Source organism: Halobacillus litoralis, from assembly GCF_020171725.1.
In the GTDB taxonomy this organism is placed as follows: domain Bacteria; phylum Bacillota; class Bacilli; order Bacillales; family Halobacillaceae; genus Halobacillus; species Halobacillus litoralis_F.
This window is the reverse complement of record NZ_JAIVAJ010000001.1, coordinates 676733-692440: the sequence shown is the minus strand read 5'-3', so window position 1 is coordinate 692440 and position 15708 is coordinate 676733. Positions and strand designations below refer to the sequence as shown.

Below are 15708 nucleotides of genomic sequence, written 5' to 3'. Positions count from 1 at the left end.
TCGATTGGTTGTATCATTTTGAAAGGAATTCTGTAATTCAAACTGTAAGGGACCTGAGTTTTCATCAACCACTCAGTTTCTGTGAGCTGCCCGATTACGATCTACTTCGGAATTCATGATACAAGAATATATCTTTTTTACTTAAACGCTTTTAAGTGATGAAGTGTATTTACATAGTAAATGAATCGGGATGTGCTGTCAACAACTTCTGAAGGGAAAGATTAGAGAAAATCCTTCCAAACTTGAAAAAGGATTGTGTATAATAATGACAATTTAGAAAAAAGGGAGGAGACCGAAATTGAGAACGCAAGTCGCACAGCCGGAGCGCTCTGGGAGAGCAGATATGGTTAGGCGGGGATTCCTAGCAGGCTCACCTATTATGCTCGGTTACCTTCCGGTTGCTCTTACATATGGTGTGTTAGCGAGTCAGACAGGGATGAACAATGTTGAAATTACGATGATGAGCGTGCTTGTTTTTGCTGGTGCTGCCCAGTTTCTTGCTGTCAGTATGATCGCTGCTGGCACTGGAGCATTTGAAATCATCATTGCCACATTCGTATTGAATTTCAGACATTTTGTCATGAGTCTATCTTTTGTCAATCGTCTGAAGCAGATGGCGCTGAAGGCCAAGCTCCCGCTGACCCTTGGATTGACGGATGAAACGTTTACGGTTTCTGCTCTCTACAAGAAAGAAGCGAGGGAGGAGTATGCTGCCTACTTTTATGCGTCCCTTATTTTTACGGCTTATATGTCGTGGGTAGGTGGGTCCCTGTAAGGAGGCGTCCTCGGGGATGTCATGCCTGATCGTTTGAGTGAGAGTATGGGAGTTGCGCTTTACGCCATGTTCATCGGGTTACTGGTTCCATCTGTCAGGAGTAATATGAGAATTTTATGGGTTGCGCTCTTGGCGATGGGAGTCAACTATGTATGCCAAAGATTCGGAATGAATCAGGGCTGGGCCATCGTGGTGGGAACACTAATAGGGGGAGCCGGTGGAATTTGGCTGCTGGAGGATGAGGAGGAAGAGTCATGATTATATGGATGATCATCGGGATGGCCATAGTGACCGCCATTCCACGGTTACTACCTGCTTTTATAGTAGGGAAGGTTTCGTTCCCGAAATGGATAGACCGCTGGCTGAATGCAATTCCTTATGCTGCGCTGGGAGCTCTCATTTTCCCTGGTATCCTCACCGTACAACCGGATGCCCCACAAGTTGGTGTCATTGCGGGCCTTGTCGGGGTACTACTGGCATTACTCAACGTTCATATTATAGTGGTCGTAGCTGGAGCTGTGCTCTCCGTTTTTCTTCTAACGATGTAATCACGCGTGCCCAGGTTCTGCATATCGTATAGAGACAATTCCGAGATGAGAAAGGATTGGATCTCTATGTACCGACAACAATCCCCATTCGGCCCGTTCTTCGGTCAATTTGGACCAGGACAGGGCGGGTTCTTCCCAGGAGGCCCAGGCGGTCCCGGCGGTGGGCCTTTTGGACCGAACCAACCACCAGGACCACCATTTGGCGGAGGAGGCCAAGGCGGCCAACTCCCTCCCCCGCCACCTAATCCACCACAGGGAGCTCAAGGACCGAGTCTATACGCGGTTGATCCTGGATCGTTTAGAGGGTGCCTCTATCGATATACGTGGGTCCGACTGAATGATGGACGTTCTTTCTGGTTTTATCCGACTTTCATCGGGCGAACATCTGTCGCTGGATTTCGCTGGATGAGAAGACGCCAGACTTGGGTTTATACCGGACTGGATACGAATCAGATCTCAAGATTCCAATGCCAATAACCAACCGATGCACTCCTCTGAATAGAGGGGTGTTTTATTTATATTAGAGGTACAAGAACTTCTGGGGTTTGAGTATGAGCAAGGCAACAACTTCCCCTGAAAGGAGGATTATCTGGTAAAATGGAAATGACAGAAGAATCAGAAAGGGAGATGTAAGATGCCCAAAGTCAGAGAGGCCCGATTAGAAGATGCTGAAAAAATTGCACAGATTCACGTGAGCAGCTGGAAGTCTACATATCAAGATCTTTTGGATGAACGGGACGTGAGTAACAGTACCGTTGAGAATAGAATTGTGCTTTGGGAAACCGTATTGAGGCAGAGAGTGAATGGTCAACTTGCTTATGTAGTGGAAAGTGATGAAGGGGAACTCGTCGGTTTCGTCTCTGGTGGAAAAGAGAGGACGAAAAGTTACGGGTACGATGGTGAGATTTATGCCATTTATCTTCTTGAACAATACAAGCAGCAGGGCTATGGCCGTATGCTGCTGCAAGCATTCGCCGAGGGCATGAAGCGGGAAGGGTACAAGTCGCTGTTGGTCTGGGTACTGACGAAGAACCCTTCCAATCGTTTCTATACGAAGTTCGGCGCTGACCCGATCGAAGCGGAGAAGGTCACGATTGGTGAAGGAACGTACGAAGAAACGGCCTTTGGATGGGAGAACATCGACCACCTTCTTCAACAATTTTCTTGATAAAGGGGCTCCTTATAAAATAATTTGTTGTAAAAAAACTCCGTCTAATCGTAAAGACGGAGTTTTTTATGACAAGGATGTTATTCATAAGGCTCGATATGAATGTGGGCATAATAAATGCCGTGTTCTTCTTCCAGTTTTTCTTCGAGCTCATCCGTGATGTCATGGCCTTCTTGAATCGTCATGTGCGGATCAACATGAATGATGGCGTCAACTAGTGTTCTGTTTCCCTGCAGTCGTGCCTTCACATCCCTCACCGAGAGGACGTCGGGGTGCGCAGAAATCGTGTTTCTGATGGTCTCAATTTCCTCCTCGTCAAAACCATCGGTCAGGCTATGGCTGGACTCTGTGAAAATGTCCCAGGCGGTCTTACAGATGATCAGTCCGACAATGAATCCTGCCAACGGATCCAACCAGGCCACACCGAATTGGGACCCGAAGATACCGACGGCAGCCCCGATACTGACAAGTGCATCCGATTTGTTGTCCTGAGCAGCAGCCTTTAACGCCTGACTGTTCACTTTCTGCGATAATTTTAAGTTGTAACGATAAACACCGATCATGACGATTGCCGCTCCAATGGCGGTCCATGCTGTCAGGAGTGCGGGTTCGTTCGTTTCCCCACTTAGGATGCCTTGGAAAGTTCCCACGAGAACTTCAATTCCGACCGTCATCATAATAAAAGCAGCGACTAAGGATGCAATAGTTTCTGCGCGGAAGTGTCCGTAGTGGTGATCTTTATCAGGCGGCTTCCTTGATATCTTCAAGCCAATGAGTACAGCTATTGAGGCGACAACATCCGTTGTATTATTCAAACCGTCAGCCCGTAAAGCTTCAGATTGCCCAATGGACGCAACGGTTAATTTTACAATCGCAAGAATCAAATAGGCAGCAATGCTGATCCATGCACCTTTTTCACCTTGCTTCAGGTTATGGTAATCGTTCATGTTCATTCCTCCGGCAAATCAGGTAAAAGCTTGTAACAGCTTACCAAAGCAAGATCTGTTGAGTCTAGAGAAAAAAAGCTTTCCGAGTGCAGGTAGCTTGCCTCAGGCTACAAACTTTGCCCATAGCAAAAAATACGTCTCTATGTATCCTTGCCTATATAAGGAAAAAAATCCCGTTTTATTTTGGGGAATGAGGGTATATTTATAAAGCTGTAAAGAAATCGTGAGAATATCTCGAATTCAAGTATCTTTAGTTTGAAATTTATTTAGGCTGGGTATATAATACAAATGAATCAACAAATTGTTTTCGTGGATAATACGAAAATGAAAACGTGATAGAAGGAGAGATATTTCATGGCAAACGTAAAATTAGCAGTCGTTTATTACAGCTCAACAGGAGCGAACTACAAATTAGCACAATGGGCAGAGGATCAAGGTAAAAAAGCAGGAGCGGAAGTAAAGCTTGTCCGCATCCCTGAGCTTGCACCAATGGAAGCCATTGAACAGAACCCGAAATGGAAAGAGCACTTCATGGCAACGAAGGATTCAGTGCCAGAAGCAACAATTAATGATTTAGATTGGGCAGACGCAGTAATCTTCAGTGTTCCGACTCGCTTTGGTAACGTTCCAGGTCAAGTGAAGCAATTCATGGACCAAGCAGGTGGACTGTGGTTCCAAGGGAAGTTGGTTAACAAAGTAGTAAGTGCTATGACTTCTGCACAAAACGTACACGGCGGTCAGGAAGCTACTCTCTTGAACCTATACACAACCATGTTCCACTGGGGAGCGATTATCGCTGCACCTGGTTATACAGATGATGCTGTATTCGCTACAGGAGGTAACCCTTACGGTACAAGTGTCAGCGTAGACGGAGAAGGAAACCTTAAAGAAGACGTTGAAGCTGGTGTTCGTCACCAAGTGAACCGTACAGTGGATGTAGCTCAAAAGTTCATCGACTAATCACAATATATTATGGGGGAGAGCCCCTAAACATAAGAGAATCCGGCCTTCTATTTCGAGGGTCGGATTTTTTTAATATGTAAGAAAAGGTTGGAAAAAATCATTGTGCTTTTTGTAAGCGACATAGAAAATAGGGTGGCGGTTGTTTTGAAAGAGGTGCTAACTATTTCAGCATCATATTCATTTGTCAAAAAATTATCACATCTTCTGGAAGTGGATTGATACCTATCATGAATAGGGTTTTAGAGGTTTACATATCTTAAATTAGGGAATCATATAACTAAATATTCAGATAACTTATTGCGAAATTGTTCAAAATGCTTCATAATGAAAAAAAGCATGGAGGGGGTAGTTTTCATGAGAAAGCAAAAAGTAGTTTATGTTCTTCGCCGCGACCCCGAGTACAAAGGAAAGCAAGTCACTGCAAAGAGAGAATTGTCCTTTGGAATCCAATTAGCATCTAGACTATTTATAGATCAGATGACGTATGAGTTTAATAAAGAGAAATTAGATAACCAGATCAACGAAGCGATTGATAGTGGAGATCGCGACGAATTCAACCGGTTGAGTGTTCAATATCTACCCTATACTTGGGAATAAACCTTCAAGACCGCATGTAGATGCGGTCTTTTTTTGAGCGCTCACTTTCCTGTAAGGGAGAATCGAATGGACGGTTGATTCAGTAAAACAGGGCTTGTCTCGGAACCGCCATACATATACAACAGAAACATTGAAATGTTATAGTAGAAAGGAATTTACGTACAGGAAGGTAATGACAATATGAAGAAATACTTAGTAGCAGCTGCTGTAGTCATCACCTTGTCCGCATGCTCAACGGGCACAGCCGAAGAAGAAGTAAAAGTATCTTCAGCTATTCCGGTCAGCCAGAAGACGGTCGAGGCAAGGGAGGCAACTGCCTACGTGAAGAAACCGATAGAAGAAATGACAGAAGAAGGTCTCACGGTTGTACATAACCCGGAAAGTGTCGCTGTCGTCGTCAATAAACAACGCACACTTCCTGAAGGGTATACGCCTGAAGATCTTACGGTTCCTGATGTCGATTTTTATTTTGATGAGTTTCTACCTAAGAAGCAGATGAGAAAAGAAGCGGCAACAGCTCTTGAGGAATTGTTTTCAGCCGCTGAAAAGGACGGGCAACAACTTGTTGCCGCTTCAGGATATCGATCCTACGAGCGACAAAAAACGATCTTCAATAACTATGTAGAAGTGTACGGGGAAGAGAAGACGAAAACGTTCTCGGCCATTCCAGGAACAAGTGAACACCAGACAGGATTGGCGATGGATGTGACGTCAGCAGAAATGTCCTTCCAGCTGGATCAATCATTCCGTGACACCGATGAAGGAAAGTGGCTTGCCGACCATGCTCATGAGTATGGTTTCATCATCCGCTATCCAGAAGGAGAAGAGGACATCACTGGCTACACATTTGAGCCGTGGCACCTTCGTTATATAGGAAAAGAGAAGGCAGCAGAGGTACACGAGCAAAGTGTCACCCTCGAAGAGTTTTTCGGTTTTATGCCTGAATGATAGAAGCTGTTTAAATCGACTTGATTTGCAGCAGAACCGTTCTCCTTACTTCTTCAACATCCTATGAAAGCCCTAACGTAGAACCGTTAGGGCTTTCTTTGTATGCATGTTCTTATTGATTGATAGGGGAATCGGCGATCGAGGAAAAGACCATCTTTCGCTTTTAATAGCAGACTCCAACTCGGCACTCCAAAAATTGTTGATCGAACAGTTCTTTATAAGCAAAGGCTGCCGTATCTCCTACGGTGATTTTCTTTCCCCCTTCAGGTAGTAAATCTTTCTCATACCTGATGTTTCCCTCTTCTTCTCCGTCCGGTAGATAAGTAGGACAGATGATTGTCCAGTCGAGCCCGCTTGAGAGGAGGGACTGGTAAACGTCTGCGTGCTCTTCAGCGGCGAATGTCAGCTTTCGTTTTGATTCGTCCGTCTGGAAGCGGAATTTCTCTTTGTTTTGTCTGCTGTTCAGTATTCCTGCCGTTCCAATCGTCAGGATGCGAGACAGCCCCTCGTCTTTCATCGCTTGAATAATAAGCGGGATGGAGACAGAGAGTGTATCTGTTTTATCCGTGCTCAAGCCGCTGAAGACGACATCGCACCCCTTGATTGTCTCTCTTACATCCTGCTCTACCTTGGAGTTGCCCTGCACGATCTCAGCTCTCTCAAACCATTCATGTTGGGGGGGCTTCCTTACGAGTGCACGTACCTCGTGGCCATCCTTCAAAGCCTTTTCTACAATCTTCTTACCTACACGGCCGGTTCCACCGAATACGGCAATTTTCATATGATCACCTCTAAATATTTTGTAAAAATAATGAATCGAACGGTCTATTCACCATAAGTTTTGCTATGCTTAAGGTAAAGAGTTTTGGGGGGATCCCGATGAAAAAGAAACCCGTTAAAAGTTGGATGCTCTATGATTTTGGAAACTCGGCATTCGCAACTACGATTATGGCGGCAGTACTGCCTGTCTTCTATTATGACGTAGCTGCACAAGGTGTCAAAGAATCGCTCGCCGCCAGCTACTGGGGATATTCCCAATCGATTGCGGTTTTAATCGTAGCGATTCTCGCGCCAATCCTCGGGGCGATCAGCGATTATTCTGCAGCAAAGAAAAAATTCCTTATGTTCTTTGCCTTTATGGGCATGATTGCGAGTGTGTTGCTGGCCTTTGTCAATGAAGGGGACTACCTCCTTGCTTCCCTTCTGCTCATCGTGGGTACAATCGGCTTCTCTGCCGGCAATGTTTTTTACGATGCTTTCTTACCTGAAGTAGCAGATGAAGACAACATTGATGACGTGTCGGCAAAGGGATTTGCTTTTGGTTACATCGGTGGAGGCGTGCTGCTGGCAATCAACCTGCTGATGATTTTGAAGTATGAATGGTTCGGTCTTTCAAGCAGTTTAGCTGGTACACATTTAGCCTTCATTTCTGTTGGAATCTGGTGGTTCATATTCTCAATCCCTCTTTTTAAAAACGTCAAAGAAGAGAAGAGGGTACAGAAGCCCAAGCCGTCCTCTTACGCAGCAATAGGCTTTAAAAGAGTCGCACGCACGGCGAAAGAGTTGAAACTGTACAAACAGCTGCTCTTATTCCTCCTTGCTTTCTGGCTCTTTAATGATGGGATCTCAACCATTATTAAAATGGCTACCATCTATGGAAGAGATATTGGGATTGACAGCAATTCTTTAATCATCGCTTTATTGATTACTCAATTTGTAGGGATTCCGTTTGCGTTTTTGTTTGGTTGGCTTGCTGGGAAAATTACGGCGAAGAGAGCCTTGCTTTTGGCTTTGTTTGCCTACTTGATGATTGTTGTGTTTGGTTATTTCATGAATTCGGCTCTTCATTTTTATATACTGGCGATTTGTGTAGGGATGGTCCAAGGTGGAGCACAGGCGCTCAGTCGTTCTATTTTCGGCCGTATGGTGCCTAAGGACCGTCATGCCGAGTTTTACGGATTCTACGGAATCTCCGCCAAGTTCTCTGCGATCTTCGGACCATTCGTCTTCGCACTAATCGGTCAATTGACGGGTTCTTCACGATTCGGTATTTTGTCCCTCGTCATTTTCTTCGTGGCAGGAATCATATTGCTCTGGTTGGTGGATGTCGACAAAGGAGTAGAGGAAGCAAAAAGAACGACTGACCCGGATGATGAGCCAGTCGTGTATAAGCCGTAATTAAACAATGGGAGAGCTGTACAGATTCGTTTGATTCTCCGTAAGCGGCCTCCCTGTATCATAAGATCGGTTCCCAACTTTCTGCTCTATGCTCTTTAAGAGCTCTGAAGAAGGAGAAGACCAGTAAGCGAGAATGTCTGAAATCAAGTCTTCTCCTTCCCTTAAAGCCTCATCGTAGAGATCGAGGAAGCTCTGGTTAAAGGTTTCATTCGTTGCGGAATGGTTCCAGTCGTGATTTCGTTCATTCAAGTAATCCGTTGCACCTTCTAAAAGCTGGTGTGAAAAAGAGGATACCAGGGAAGGGAAGGTTTTATTCTTCCAATTCCATGGATCATACAAAATTCGCTGAGCCTGGTACATCTGTTTGTAAGATTGCTGGATGACGGGCGCTGCTTTTTCTTTTGACCAGTTTGGATAGTGGCGTTCGATCAATTCAGAGAGCATATCTGTTAGATTGTTTAAAAGGGTGTGTGGTTTAAGCTCTTTATGTACCGGGGTTCTCCACGTCTTAAGCCCTCTTTTTCTCTCCATCATGACCGTATCAATGGCCACTTCCAACACTTGATGCTTATTTCCCTCATAACCTGCATGGTAATGAATGTAGGGATGTGTGATTCGGTCCAGACAGTGATGACTGACGAAACCAAGAATAAACGCCTGTTCTTTTGATTTCTTGGTCGTCCCCTTCTCAATAAGATCCATCAAAAACCAACCGCAGTTCTCGGTGTGCAGCTGCATCCCGAGCGACTCTCCTTCGCCCTCCGGAAGAAAGGGCCAGAATTGGTGATAGAAAAATGGGTCCGGTCCTTGTGCTCCAATATGCAAGGGGAGGCGGCAGGCTTCAAGTAAATCCTGTCGACCTGTCCTCGTGCAAAGCTCATCGATAAATAAGATATGGGTCCATGTGTTCGGCAATTTTATCCACCTCTTTATTTTTACATAACCAAAAGAGCCTGACCAAGTCAAGCTCTTCACAGTCACCTTTTATACCCATTTGAAAAGATAGAGCAAACACAACAATCACGCTTGTCCAACGGTCCTCCCTTCCTCGGAATCGTATTGCTGTTTGCCTCCTTTCGTTTAATAACTATACTATACTCTATAATCTGAAAAATGTAAATACTCTGATAATAGATTACTTTCTCCTTACTGATGAATGTTCAAAAGATTCTTGATACAATAAAAGAGCACATTGGAATAATGAAGGAGGATCTTGAATGGATTATCGAATTGAAAAAGATACGATTGGCGAAATAAAAGTACCAAGCGAAAAGTATTGGGGAGCCCAAACACAGCGTAGTAAACAAAACTTCCCGATTGGCGATGAAAAAATGCCGAAAGAAGTCATTGAAGGCTTCGCAATTTTGAAGAAGAGTGCAGCACGCGCAAACTTCGAACTTGGATTGCTTGAGGAAATCAAAGCAGATGCCATTGAATACGCGGCGGATCAAATTGTGGAAGGGACATTGGAAGAGCATTTCCCCCTTGTCGTTTGGCAGACCGGAAGCGGTACACAGTCCAACATGAATGTGAACGAAGTGATCGCTTATGTAGGGAATCAGTGGTTAGAAGAGAAAGGGTCCGAGGTTCGTCTTCACCCGAACGACGATGTGAACAAGTCGCAAAGTTCTAATGATACTTATCCGACGGCGATGCATATTGCCTCTGTTCGGAAAATTGATGATGTACTCATTCCTGCATTAATTCAATTGAAAAATACCTTACAAGAAAAAATGGAAGCGTTTAACGATATCGTGAAGATCGGGCGTACCCACCTTCAAGATGCGACGCCATTGACATTGGGACAAGAAGTGAGCGGCTGGCATAGAATGCTTGAGAAAGCAGACAGCATGATTCAAGAATCCACCAGTTACGTGAAAGAATTAGCGATTGGTGGGACAGCTGTAGGTACAGGATTAAATGCTCATCAGGACTTTTCTGATAAAGTCGTGGCCAAAATAAACGATGTAACCGGCAAAGAATTCATCTCTGCTCCAAATAAGTTTCATGCCTTAACATCGCATGATGAGCTCGTGCATGTGCATGGTGCCTTAAAAGCACTAGCGGCTGATTTGATGAAGATTGCAAATGATGTTCGCTGGCTGGCGAGTGGCCCACGTTGTGGAATCGGTGAAATTACGATTCCTGCTAATGAGCCTGGAAGCTCGATTATGCCGGGTAAAGTGAACCCTACGCAGAGTGAAGCCGTTACGATGGTAGTCGCTCAAGTAATGGGGAATGATGCAACAATCGGATTCGCAGCAAGTCAAGGGAACTTCGAGTTGAATGTATTCAAGCCGGTCATTGCGTACAACTTCCTGCAATCCGCCCAGCTTCTTGCCGACAGCATGCTTTCGTTTGACGAACGCTGCGTCAGCGGAATGGAACCGAACCATGAGCAGATCGAGAAGTATCTTACGGATTCGTTGATGCTTGTAACAGCCCTTAACCCTCATATCGGATATGAGAATGCGGCGAAGATTGCCAAAACCGCTTTTGAAAAAGATCAGACATTGAAGGAAACAGCGGTAGAACTCGGGGTTCTGACAGCTGAGCAGTTCGATGAATATGTGGATCCAAAAGCGATGACGAAGCCTAACGCATAGACTTTTATCATCCCTTTGTAAAATACCAGTAATTGGATTAATTTTTTTAGTCATAATTTCTCCTCACTCGAACCATACTACGGTTACAGAGGAGGAGGTGAGAAACAATGGCTAACAACAACAGTTCAAACGAGTTAGTAGTACCTGGCGTACAACAAGCTCTAGACCAAATGAAATATGAAATCGCACAAGAATTTGGCGTGAACCTTGGTGCTGACACTACAGCTCGTGCAAACGGATCTGTAGGTGGTGAGATCACTAAGCGTCTTGTCCAAATGGCTGAACAACAGTTCGGTGGACAACAACCTTACCAAAAGTAATTGAATATGTGTGACGAAAGAGGAAGGGTGCGCCCTTCCTCTTTATTTTTTGCTAAGGTGGGGTTTCTTATGACGGAATGTGGGATGTGTAATGGATGGATTGAGGAGGCAAAGGAGTGTCCCCGCTGTTCAGGGGAGATGCGTGATAAAGGTCGTGTCGCGGACTTCTTTGACGACTACAGTCCCTATTTAGATATTTCGTTTACCGATCTGGTGGATGGGGATCCTGATTCTTCTATTCAAGGAGAATGTGTTCACTTATTTGTCTGTGAGAAGTGTGGATTCCAGGATATCCATTCAACCTAAAGAAAAAGAGCACGGTTTAAATGAAATGTACCCTATGTAAAGGACATTTTGAAAAAAGACTAGGCAGCCTGATTAAGAAGATGATTCCTGTATAATGCAGGGGTCATCTTTTTTAAGTTCCATTGGCCTCTGTAGTGATTGTAATAGGTCATATAATTTTTAACTTCTCGCTTTACTTCCTCAAGTGTTTGACAAGATTTGATGGAGGTTTCATCTTTAAAGTGTCCGAAAAAGGACTCTTGCGGTGCGTTATCCCAACAGTTGCCTCGTCTTGACATAGATTGCCCTAGTTGATACTTGTTCAAGAGTTTTTGATATTCAGGGTGCGTGTAGTGAACACCTTGATCAGAATGGATGAAAGCTCCTTCCGCCAAGGTTACATTACGATTTTTCATCAGCTTTTCAATGGTGATCGTTGCGATGTCCAAAGTGATATACCGCGACACATGGTAGGCCAGGATTTGATTCGTTGACCCGTCTTTAATCGTTGATAAATAGGCCTTCTGACCATTTCCGTAATACAAATACGTAATGTCCGTCAAAAGGACCTTTCCTGGCACTCCCTGTTTGAAATCTCGTTCGAGGTGGTTCGGTACCGTTTGATGTTCATGAGTCGCTTTAGCCATACGACGATAAGGATTCGCTTTTCGTACAGGACATTCAATATCGTATTTATTCATGATGCGACGAATGCGTTTCAGGTTATATTGTATATCGTATTGAGTTTCCAAGGTCATCTTGATTTGACGTGCGCCTTTGGGGCGATTACGGAAACGATAGGCTTTAAGAATAATGTCTCTTACTTCTACATCTTGTTTTTCTTGCTTATCGCGCAGTTTCTGTGCTTCCTCAGACCAGTAACGATAATATCCTGAACGAGACACGCCTACCAAATCACATAAGTATTGAATATGGTTCTTCAGCTGGTATTCTTGAACTACTTCACGGATGAGTTCAAACTTCATCCATGGACGCTCTAATTTCTTCTCATCCCCTTTTCGATCATCTCGAGCTTTTTTAACAGTTCTTTTTCTGCCTCAATTACTTTAATCTTGCCTTCCAACCGCTTAATCTTCTCCTCGGCTGAAATTTCTTTCTCGCTTGGTCTTCCCGTATTGTGTTTTCGAGTATCTTCAAGGCCAGATATCCCCTTTTTTGTGTACGCTGCACGCCAACGTTTCCCCGAGGAACGAACGCGTCTTCTTCCAATCATGTCGACATCGAAACCGTATTTTTGAAAGATTTCAACAGGCGTATTGCCCTTCTCATATTCCGCAATAAAAGCACGCTTGAATTCGTCTGTGTATGTGATGGCTTTAGTAGAAACAGTTTTTACAGAAGGGTTGGCTTGAAGAGCCTGGATATCTGACTCGCTAAATAACTTTTTACTCATCTTCTCATCTCCGCACAAATTCATTTTGATCCCATTATACAGAAAAGCACCCTATAGGGTAGACTTTTTTTAAAGTGTCTACTCTATAGGGTACATTTTAAAATCACCGCGCTCTTTTCTTTATATATGGTCATTAGGGGGAGACCAGTATAAATAACAAGTTTATCGAATACGTAGTTCAGAATCTTTATCGAAGAAGTGTACTTTGTTCATGTCGATCGCCAAATCGATTTTTTCTCCGCCTTTAATGTCGGAACGGGAGTCTACTCGGGCGATGAATTCCTGGTCGTTAAGCTTACTGTACAAGTAAGATTCAGATCCCATCAATTCAGCCACTTCGATGTCAGCAGTAATTTTCTTATCTTGGTTTGCATCGATGAAGACAGGCTCATCGTGCATATCTTCAGGGCGTACACCAAGAATGATGTCTTTCCCTACATAGTTTTGTTCACGTAGAGGTTTCATTTTACCTTCTGGTACGGCAAGCTTCACGTCACCAAGTTCGATATGTCCATCCGAAAGTTTACCATTCATGAAGTTCATAGCAGGAGATCCGATAAATCCGCCGACGAATACGTTCTCAGGCTTGTCATAGACATCTTTCGGAGCACCAACTTGCTGAATGATTCCGTCTTTCATAACGACTAGGCGCGTTGCCATCGTCATGGCTTCTGTTTGGTCGTGTGTTACGTAGATCGTTGTCGTCTGAAGACGCTGGTGAAGCTTTTGAATTTCAGCACGCATCTGAACACGAAGTTTCGCATCAAGGTTGGAAAGTGGTTCGTCCATCAAGAACACTTTCGCATCACGTACAATCGCACGTCCAAGTGCAACACGCTGTCTTTGACCACCAGATAATGCTTTCGGTTTACGGTCTAAAAGAGCTTCCAGACCTAAGATATTCGCAGCGTTCTTCACGCGGCGTTCGATCTCTGATTTTTCCATTTTACGCAGCTTCAAACCGAAAGCCATGTTGTCATAAACATTCATGTGAGGGTAAAGTGCGTAGTTCTGGAACACCATCGCGATGTCGCGGTCTTTTGGAGCTACATCGTTCATACGCTTATCGTCGATCATGAAGTCACCGTCTGTGATTTCTTCAAGTCCGGCAATCATGCGGAGAGTCGTGGACTTACCGCAACCAGATGGTCCAACGAATACGATGAATTCTTTATCTTTAATATGAAGGTTGAAGTCATCTACCGCTTTTACTTTCTTATCATATACTTTATCAATATTGTTCAACATTATTTCTGCCATTTGTATTCCCCCTGGTTTTTGAAATCGTTTTCTTAACTAGTTATTAGTGTATATGATGGCGCTTTCAGGGTAAATGGACAACATGCACAAAGAAATTATCGAATCTTTGTGCATGTTGTTTAATCCTATGATTCGCTTGAATTTTCCATGACCATCAAGGCAAGGTAAGTGGTCAATGCTTCGGGAAACTGTTTGACGTCCAGTCCGGTTTTCTCAATGAATTTATCGACGCGGTACTGTAGGCTGTTCCGATGCATATAGAGGCGTTTCGCAGCAAGCGTTGCATTTGAACCGGACTCAAGGAATACTTTAATCGTATGCAGAAGATCCGGCTCATCCCCCACACCTTTTTTGATGGTGCGTTCAATCTGTTTTTTATGAAACGAAGGAAGAGCATCAATATAAATGTAGGGAAGCGTGTCCTTGAAGTTCGCTGCAGCAGCCACGCGATACTTGGCGGATACTTCAGCATTGCTCTCAGCCCAGCGGAATAGAGAGGGGGCTTCCTCGACATCATCACTGATCTCACTTATGTAAAAACGGATTTTCGTATAAAAGTCACTCATCAGAACGTCAATCATTTCAGGGAACGAGATTTTTTCTTGATCCGGAGAGGAGAATTCTTCAATAATGAACCCTTCTTCGTTTGATTCAAAAAAAATCGGCATCCTTTCAGGGAAAAGCGATTGAAACGCTTCATGGAAACCTTCCTTTTCCATAGGTAAATCAGCTATCGAGAAAAATACAAATCGGTATGACGATGGGGGATCGGCTGGAGGGACGTCCGTGTCCCCTTTTATAAAGTGGTACCACGATCGTTCACGCTTTGTTCCCCATAGATGATCGATACTGACAGGTGTCAGGAAAAGTGAGAGAAGCTTGTTCTCTTTTTCAGCCAAATCTTCTTTAGCAATGGCGATGATTTCGCTGTCCTGCGTTTCAAACCATTGATAGTCTTCTGGATGGCTCATTTCATCAGGATTTGATAAAGTGAGAGAAGGGTATATAGAGTGCAAATGGTTAATCATAATCAATTATCTTCCTTTTTCATGATTTATTTACTATTATAAATATACATAGGTAGAAATTGAAAGGCTTGGATTTATACCTTTCGGGGTTTTGAATAAAAGAAAATAAATAAAGGAGGGGAAACGATGGATCAAGTTGAAGAAAAGAGCGCTTACGGTCAAGATACGAAAAACCGTTTGAAACGGATCGAAGGGCAAGTCCGTGGGGTCCTGAAGATGATGGAAGAAGAGAAGGATTGTAAAGATGTCATCACTCAGCTTTCAGCAGCACGTTCAGCTATGGACCGGGCTATTGGCTATATCGTAGCAAGAAACTTAGAAGAATGTATCCGTGAAGCTCAAAAAGAGGGTGGATCGGCTGAAGAGTTGATCAACGAAGCGGTACAGATGATTGTGAAGAGTAGATAATGGATGAAAGAGTATGGGATATATCCATACTCTTTTTTTCTTACTTAAAACGTTTTACTTCCTGTCTTGTTCAGGGATTTCGTGAGCTTCTCCAATTTGTTCTCTACCATACACTGGATGGACAGTTCCGCCAGCCATCCCTTCGTTAATCATTCGGTCCACATCAAGCTCATATTTATCTTTTCCTTCAGGAGCATGTTCTTTCCTATTTCGATCTTTTTTCATTGTCACTCACCTCCTTATGGTTATAGGGTATCCTTTTT

The 15708-nt window shown here is 43.9% G+C and carries 20 protein-coding genes; 13 read left to right on the top strand and 7 right to left on the bottom strand.

Annotated elements, in window-relative coordinates; genetic code table 11:
• Positions 1 to 298: 298 nt before the first annotated feature.
• From LCM20_RS20175 to LCM20_RS03720, 5 genes are all read left to right on the top strand, one after another.
• Positions 299 to 775 (top strand): AzlC family ABC transporter permease, encoded by a 477-nt coding sequence (locus tag LCM20_RS20175; protein WP_318247294.1) that lies wholly within the window; start codon positions 299 to 301, stop codon positions 773 to 775.
• A 21-nt stretch (positions 776 to 796) separates the two neighbouring features.
• On the top strand, positions 797 to 1033 hold the full coding sequence (locus LCM20_RS20170; RefSeq protein WP_318247293.1) for a hypothetical protein: 237 nt from the start codon (positions 797 to 799) through the stop codon (positions 1031 to 1033).
• Positions 1030 to 1323 carry an AzlD domain-containing protein gene (locus LCM20_RS03730; RefSeq protein WP_225194081.1) on the top strand — a complete coding sequence of 98 codons (294 nt, stop codon included), beginning with the start codon at positions 1030 to 1032 and terminating at the stop codon, positions 1321 to 1323. The genes LCM20_RS20170 and LCM20_RS03730 overlap by 4 nt, the downstream gene beginning before the upstream one ends.
• A gap of 66 nt (positions 1324 to 1389) precedes the next feature.
• The gene (locus LCM20_RS03725) at positions 1390 to 1800 is read left to right on the top strand and encodes a hypothetical protein (protein WP_225194080.1); all 411 of its coding nucleotides are present in this window, start codon (positions 1390 to 1392) and stop codon (positions 1798 to 1800) included.
• A 157-nt stretch (positions 1801 to 1957) separates the two neighbouring features.
• Positions 1958 to 2491 carry a GNAT family N-acetyltransferase gene (locus tag LCM20_RS03720; protein ID WP_225194079.1) on the top strand — a complete coding sequence of 178 codons (534 nt, stop codon included), beginning with the start codon at positions 1958 to 1960 and terminating at the stop codon, positions 2489 to 2491.
• A gap of 80 nt (positions 2492 to 2571) precedes the next feature.
• Here the strand turns inward: LCM20_RS03720 and LCM20_RS03715 are convergent, their stop codons facing one another.
• Complete coding sequence (locus LCM20_RS03715) at positions 2572 to 3438, bottom strand: cation diffusion facilitator family transporter (RefSeq protein ID WP_225194078.1); 867 nt, start codon at positions 3436 to 3438, stop codon at positions 2572 to 2574.
• Between the two features lie 354 nt (positions 3439 to 3792).
• On the opposite strand from LCM20_RS03715, the gene wrbA reads away from it, so the two are divergent.
• From wrbA to LCM20_RS03700, 3 genes are all read left to right on the top strand, one after another.
• The gene (wrbA, locus tag LCM20_RS03710) at positions 3793 to 4398 is read left to right on the top strand and encodes an NAD(P)H:quinone oxidoreductase (RefSeq protein ID WP_225194077.1); all 606 of its coding nucleotides are present in this window, start codon (positions 3793 to 3795) and stop codon (positions 4396 to 4398) included.
• Between the two features lie 357 nt (positions 4399 to 4755).
• A complete protein-coding gene (locus LCM20_RS03705) occupies positions 4756 to 4998 on the top strand; it encodes an IDEAL domain-containing protein (RefSeq protein WP_225194076.1) in 243 nt (80 codons plus the stop codon).
• 180 nt (positions 4999 to 5178) lie between these two features.
• The gene (locus LCM20_RS03700; RefSeq protein WP_225194075.1) at positions 5179 to 5946 is read left to right on the top strand and encodes a D-alanyl-D-alanine carboxypeptidase family protein; all 768 of its coding nucleotides are present in this window, start codon (positions 5179 to 5181) and stop codon (positions 5944 to 5946) included.
• Positions 5947 to 6109: 163 nt separating this feature from the next.
• Here LCM20_RS03700 and LCM20_RS03695 read toward each other — a convergent pair whose 3' ends face one another.
• The gene (locus LCM20_RS03695; RefSeq protein WP_225194074.1) at positions 6110 to 6727 is read right to left on the bottom strand and encodes an NAD(P)-dependent oxidoreductase; all 618 of its coding nucleotides are present in this window, start codon (positions 6725 to 6727) and stop codon (positions 6110 to 6112) included.
• Positions 6728 to 6825: 98 nt separating this feature from the next.
• On the opposite strand from LCM20_RS03695, the gene LCM20_RS03690 reads away from it, so the two are divergent.
• Positions 6826 to 8124, top strand: a complete 1299-nt coding sequence (locus LCM20_RS03690) for an MFS transporter (RefSeq protein ID WP_225194073.1) — start codon at positions 6826 to 6828, stop codon at positions 8122 to 8124.
• On the opposite strand, the gene LCM20_RS03685 is transcribed toward LCM20_RS03690, so the two are convergent.
• Entirely contained in the window at positions 8125 to 9039 is a 915-nt protein-coding gene (locus LCM20_RS03685; RefSeq protein ID WP_225194072.1) for a zinc dependent phospholipase C family protein, read from the bottom strand.
• Positions 9040 to 9341: 302 nt separating this feature from the next.
• Here LCM20_RS03685 and fumC point away from each other — a divergent pair, with 302 nt between their 5' ends.
• The 3 genes from fumC to LCM20_RS03670 all read left to right on the top strand — a co-directional run bounded on the left by fumC (position 9342) and on the right by LCM20_RS03670 (position 11356).
• Positions 9342 to 10730: a class II fumarate hydratase gene (gene fumC, locus LCM20_RS03680; RefSeq protein WP_225194071.1), complete on the top strand. Its 1389-nt coding sequence runs from the start codon at positions 9342 to 9344 to the stop codon at positions 10728 to 10730.
• 107 nt (positions 10731 to 10837) lie between these two features.
• Positions 10838 to 11050: an alpha/beta-type small acid-soluble spore protein gene (locus LCM20_RS03675; RefSeq protein WP_225194070.1), complete on the top strand. Its 213-nt coding sequence runs from the start codon at positions 10838 to 10840 to the stop codon at positions 11048 to 11050.
• 138 nt (positions 11051 to 11188) lie between these two features.
• Entirely contained in the window at positions 11189 to 11356 is a 168-nt protein-coding gene (locus LCM20_RS03670) for a hypothetical protein (RefSeq protein ID WP_225194069.1), read from the top strand.
• A 59-nt stretch (positions 11357 to 11415) separates the two neighbouring features.
• Here LCM20_RS03670 and LCM20_RS03665 read toward each other — a convergent pair.
• The 3 genes from LCM20_RS03665 to LCM20_RS03655 all read right to left on the bottom strand — a co-directional run bounded on the left by LCM20_RS03665 (position 11416) and on the right by LCM20_RS03655 (position 15037).
• Positions 11416 to 12749, bottom strand: a protein-coding gene (locus LCM20_RS03665; RefSeq protein ID WP_225194068.1) for an IS3 family transposase whose coding sequence is annotated in 2 segments (ribosomal slippage) — positions 11416 to 12356 and positions 12356 to 12749 — 1335 coding nt in all. Because the reading frame shifts where the segments join, the coding sequence is not laid out codon by codon here.
• Positions 12750 to 12911: 162 nt separating this feature from the next.
• Entirely contained in the window at positions 12912 to 14009 is a 1098-nt protein-coding gene (locus LCM20_RS03660) for an ABC transporter ATP-binding protein (protein ID WP_225194067.1), read from the bottom strand.
• 125 nt (positions 14010 to 14134) lie between these two features.
• A complete protein-coding gene (locus LCM20_RS03655) occupies positions 14135 to 15037 on the bottom strand; it encodes a PucR family transcriptional regulator (RefSeq protein ID WP_225194066.1) in 903 nt (300 codons plus the stop codon).
• Positions 15038 to 15163: 126 nt separating this feature from the next.
• Here LCM20_RS03655 and LCM20_RS03650 point away from each other — a divergent pair, with 126 nt between their 5' ends.
• Positions 15164 to 15445 carry a metal-sensitive transcriptional regulator gene (locus LCM20_RS03650; protein WP_225194065.1) on the top strand — a complete coding sequence of 94 codons (282 nt, stop codon included), beginning with the start codon at positions 15164 to 15166 and terminating at the stop codon, positions 15443 to 15445.
• 54 nt (positions 15446 to 15499) lie between these two features.
• Here LCM20_RS03650 and LCM20_RS03645 read toward each other — a convergent pair whose 3' ends face one another.
• The gene (locus tag LCM20_RS03645) at positions 15500 to 15670 is read right to left on the bottom strand and encodes a hypothetical protein (protein WP_225194064.1); all 171 of its coding nucleotides are present in this window, start codon (positions 15668 to 15670) and stop codon (positions 15500 to 15502) included.
• Positions 15671 to 15708: the final 38 nt, after the last annotated feature.

What these genes read in the sequence shown, in the direction of transcription:
- LCM20_RS20170 (WP_318247293.1), top strand. Translation starts at nt 797, where the DNA reads ATGCCTGATCGTTTGAGTGAGAGTATGGGAGTTGCGCTTTACGCCATG.
- LCM20_RS03730 (WP_225194081.1), top strand. Translation starts at nt 1,030, where the DNA reads ATGATTATATGGATGATCATCGGGATGGCCATAGTGACCGCCATTCCA.
- LCM20_RS03725 (WP_225194080.1), top strand. Translation starts at nt 1,390, where the DNA reads ATGTACCGACAACAATCCCCATTCGGCCCGTTCTTCGGTCAATTTGGA.
- LCM20_RS03720 (WP_225194079.1), top strand. Translation starts at nt 1,958, where the DNA reads ATGCCCAAAGTCAGAGAGGCCCGATTAGAAGATGCTGAAAAAATTGCA.
- LCM20_RS03715 (WP_225194078.1), bottom strand. Translation starts at nt 3,438, where the DNA reads ATGAACGATTACCATAACCTGAAGCAAGGTGAAAAAGGTGCATGGATC.
- wrbA (WP_225194077.1), top strand. Translation starts at nt 3,793, where the DNA reads ATGGCAAACGTAAAATTAGCAGTCGTTTATTACAGCTCAACAGGAGCG.
- LCM20_RS03705 (WP_225194076.1), top strand. Translation starts at nt 4,756, where the DNA reads ATGAGAAAGCAAAAAGTAGTTTATGTTCTTCGCCGCGACCCCGAGTAC.
- LCM20_RS03700 (WP_225194075.1), top strand. Translation starts at nt 5,179, where the DNA reads ATGAAGAAATACTTAGTAGCAGCTGCTGTAGTCATCACCTTGTCCGCA.
- LCM20_RS03695 (WP_225194074.1), bottom strand. Translation starts at nt 6,727, where the DNA reads ATGAAAATTGCCGTATTCGGTGGAACCGGCCGTGTAGGTAAGAAGATT.
- LCM20_RS03690 (WP_225194073.1), top strand. Translation starts at nt 6,826, where the DNA reads ATGAAAAAGAAACCCGTTAAAAGTTGGATGCTCTATGATTTTGGAAAC.
- fumC (WP_225194071.1), top strand. Translation starts at nt 9,342, where the DNA reads ATGGATTATCGAATTGAAAAAGATACGATTGGCGAAATAAAAGTACCA.
- LCM20_RS03675 (WP_225194070.1), top strand. Translation starts at nt 10,838, where the DNA reads ATGGCTAACAACAACAGTTCAAACGAGTTAGTAGTACCTGGCGTACAA.
- LCM20_RS03670 (WP_225194069.1), top strand. Translation starts at nt 11,189, where the DNA reads ATGCGTGATAAAGGTCGTGTCGCGGACTTCTTTGACGACTACAGTCCC.
- LCM20_RS03660 (WP_225194067.1), bottom strand. Translation starts at nt 14,009, where the DNA reads ATGGCAGAAATAATGTTGAACAATATTGATAAAGTATATGATAAGAAA.
- LCM20_RS03655 (WP_225194066.1), bottom strand. Translation starts at nt 15,037, where the DNA reads ATGATTAACCATTTGCACTCTATATACCCTTCTCTCACTTTATCAAAT.
- LCM20_RS03650 (WP_225194065.1), top strand. Translation starts at nt 15,164, where the DNA reads ATGGATCAAGTTGAAGAAAAGAGCGCTTACGGTCAAGATACGAAAAAC.
- LCM20_RS03645 (WP_225194064.1), bottom strand. Translation starts at nt 15,670, where the DNA reads ATGAAAAAAGATCGAAATAGGAAAGAACATGCTCCTGAAGGAAAAGAT.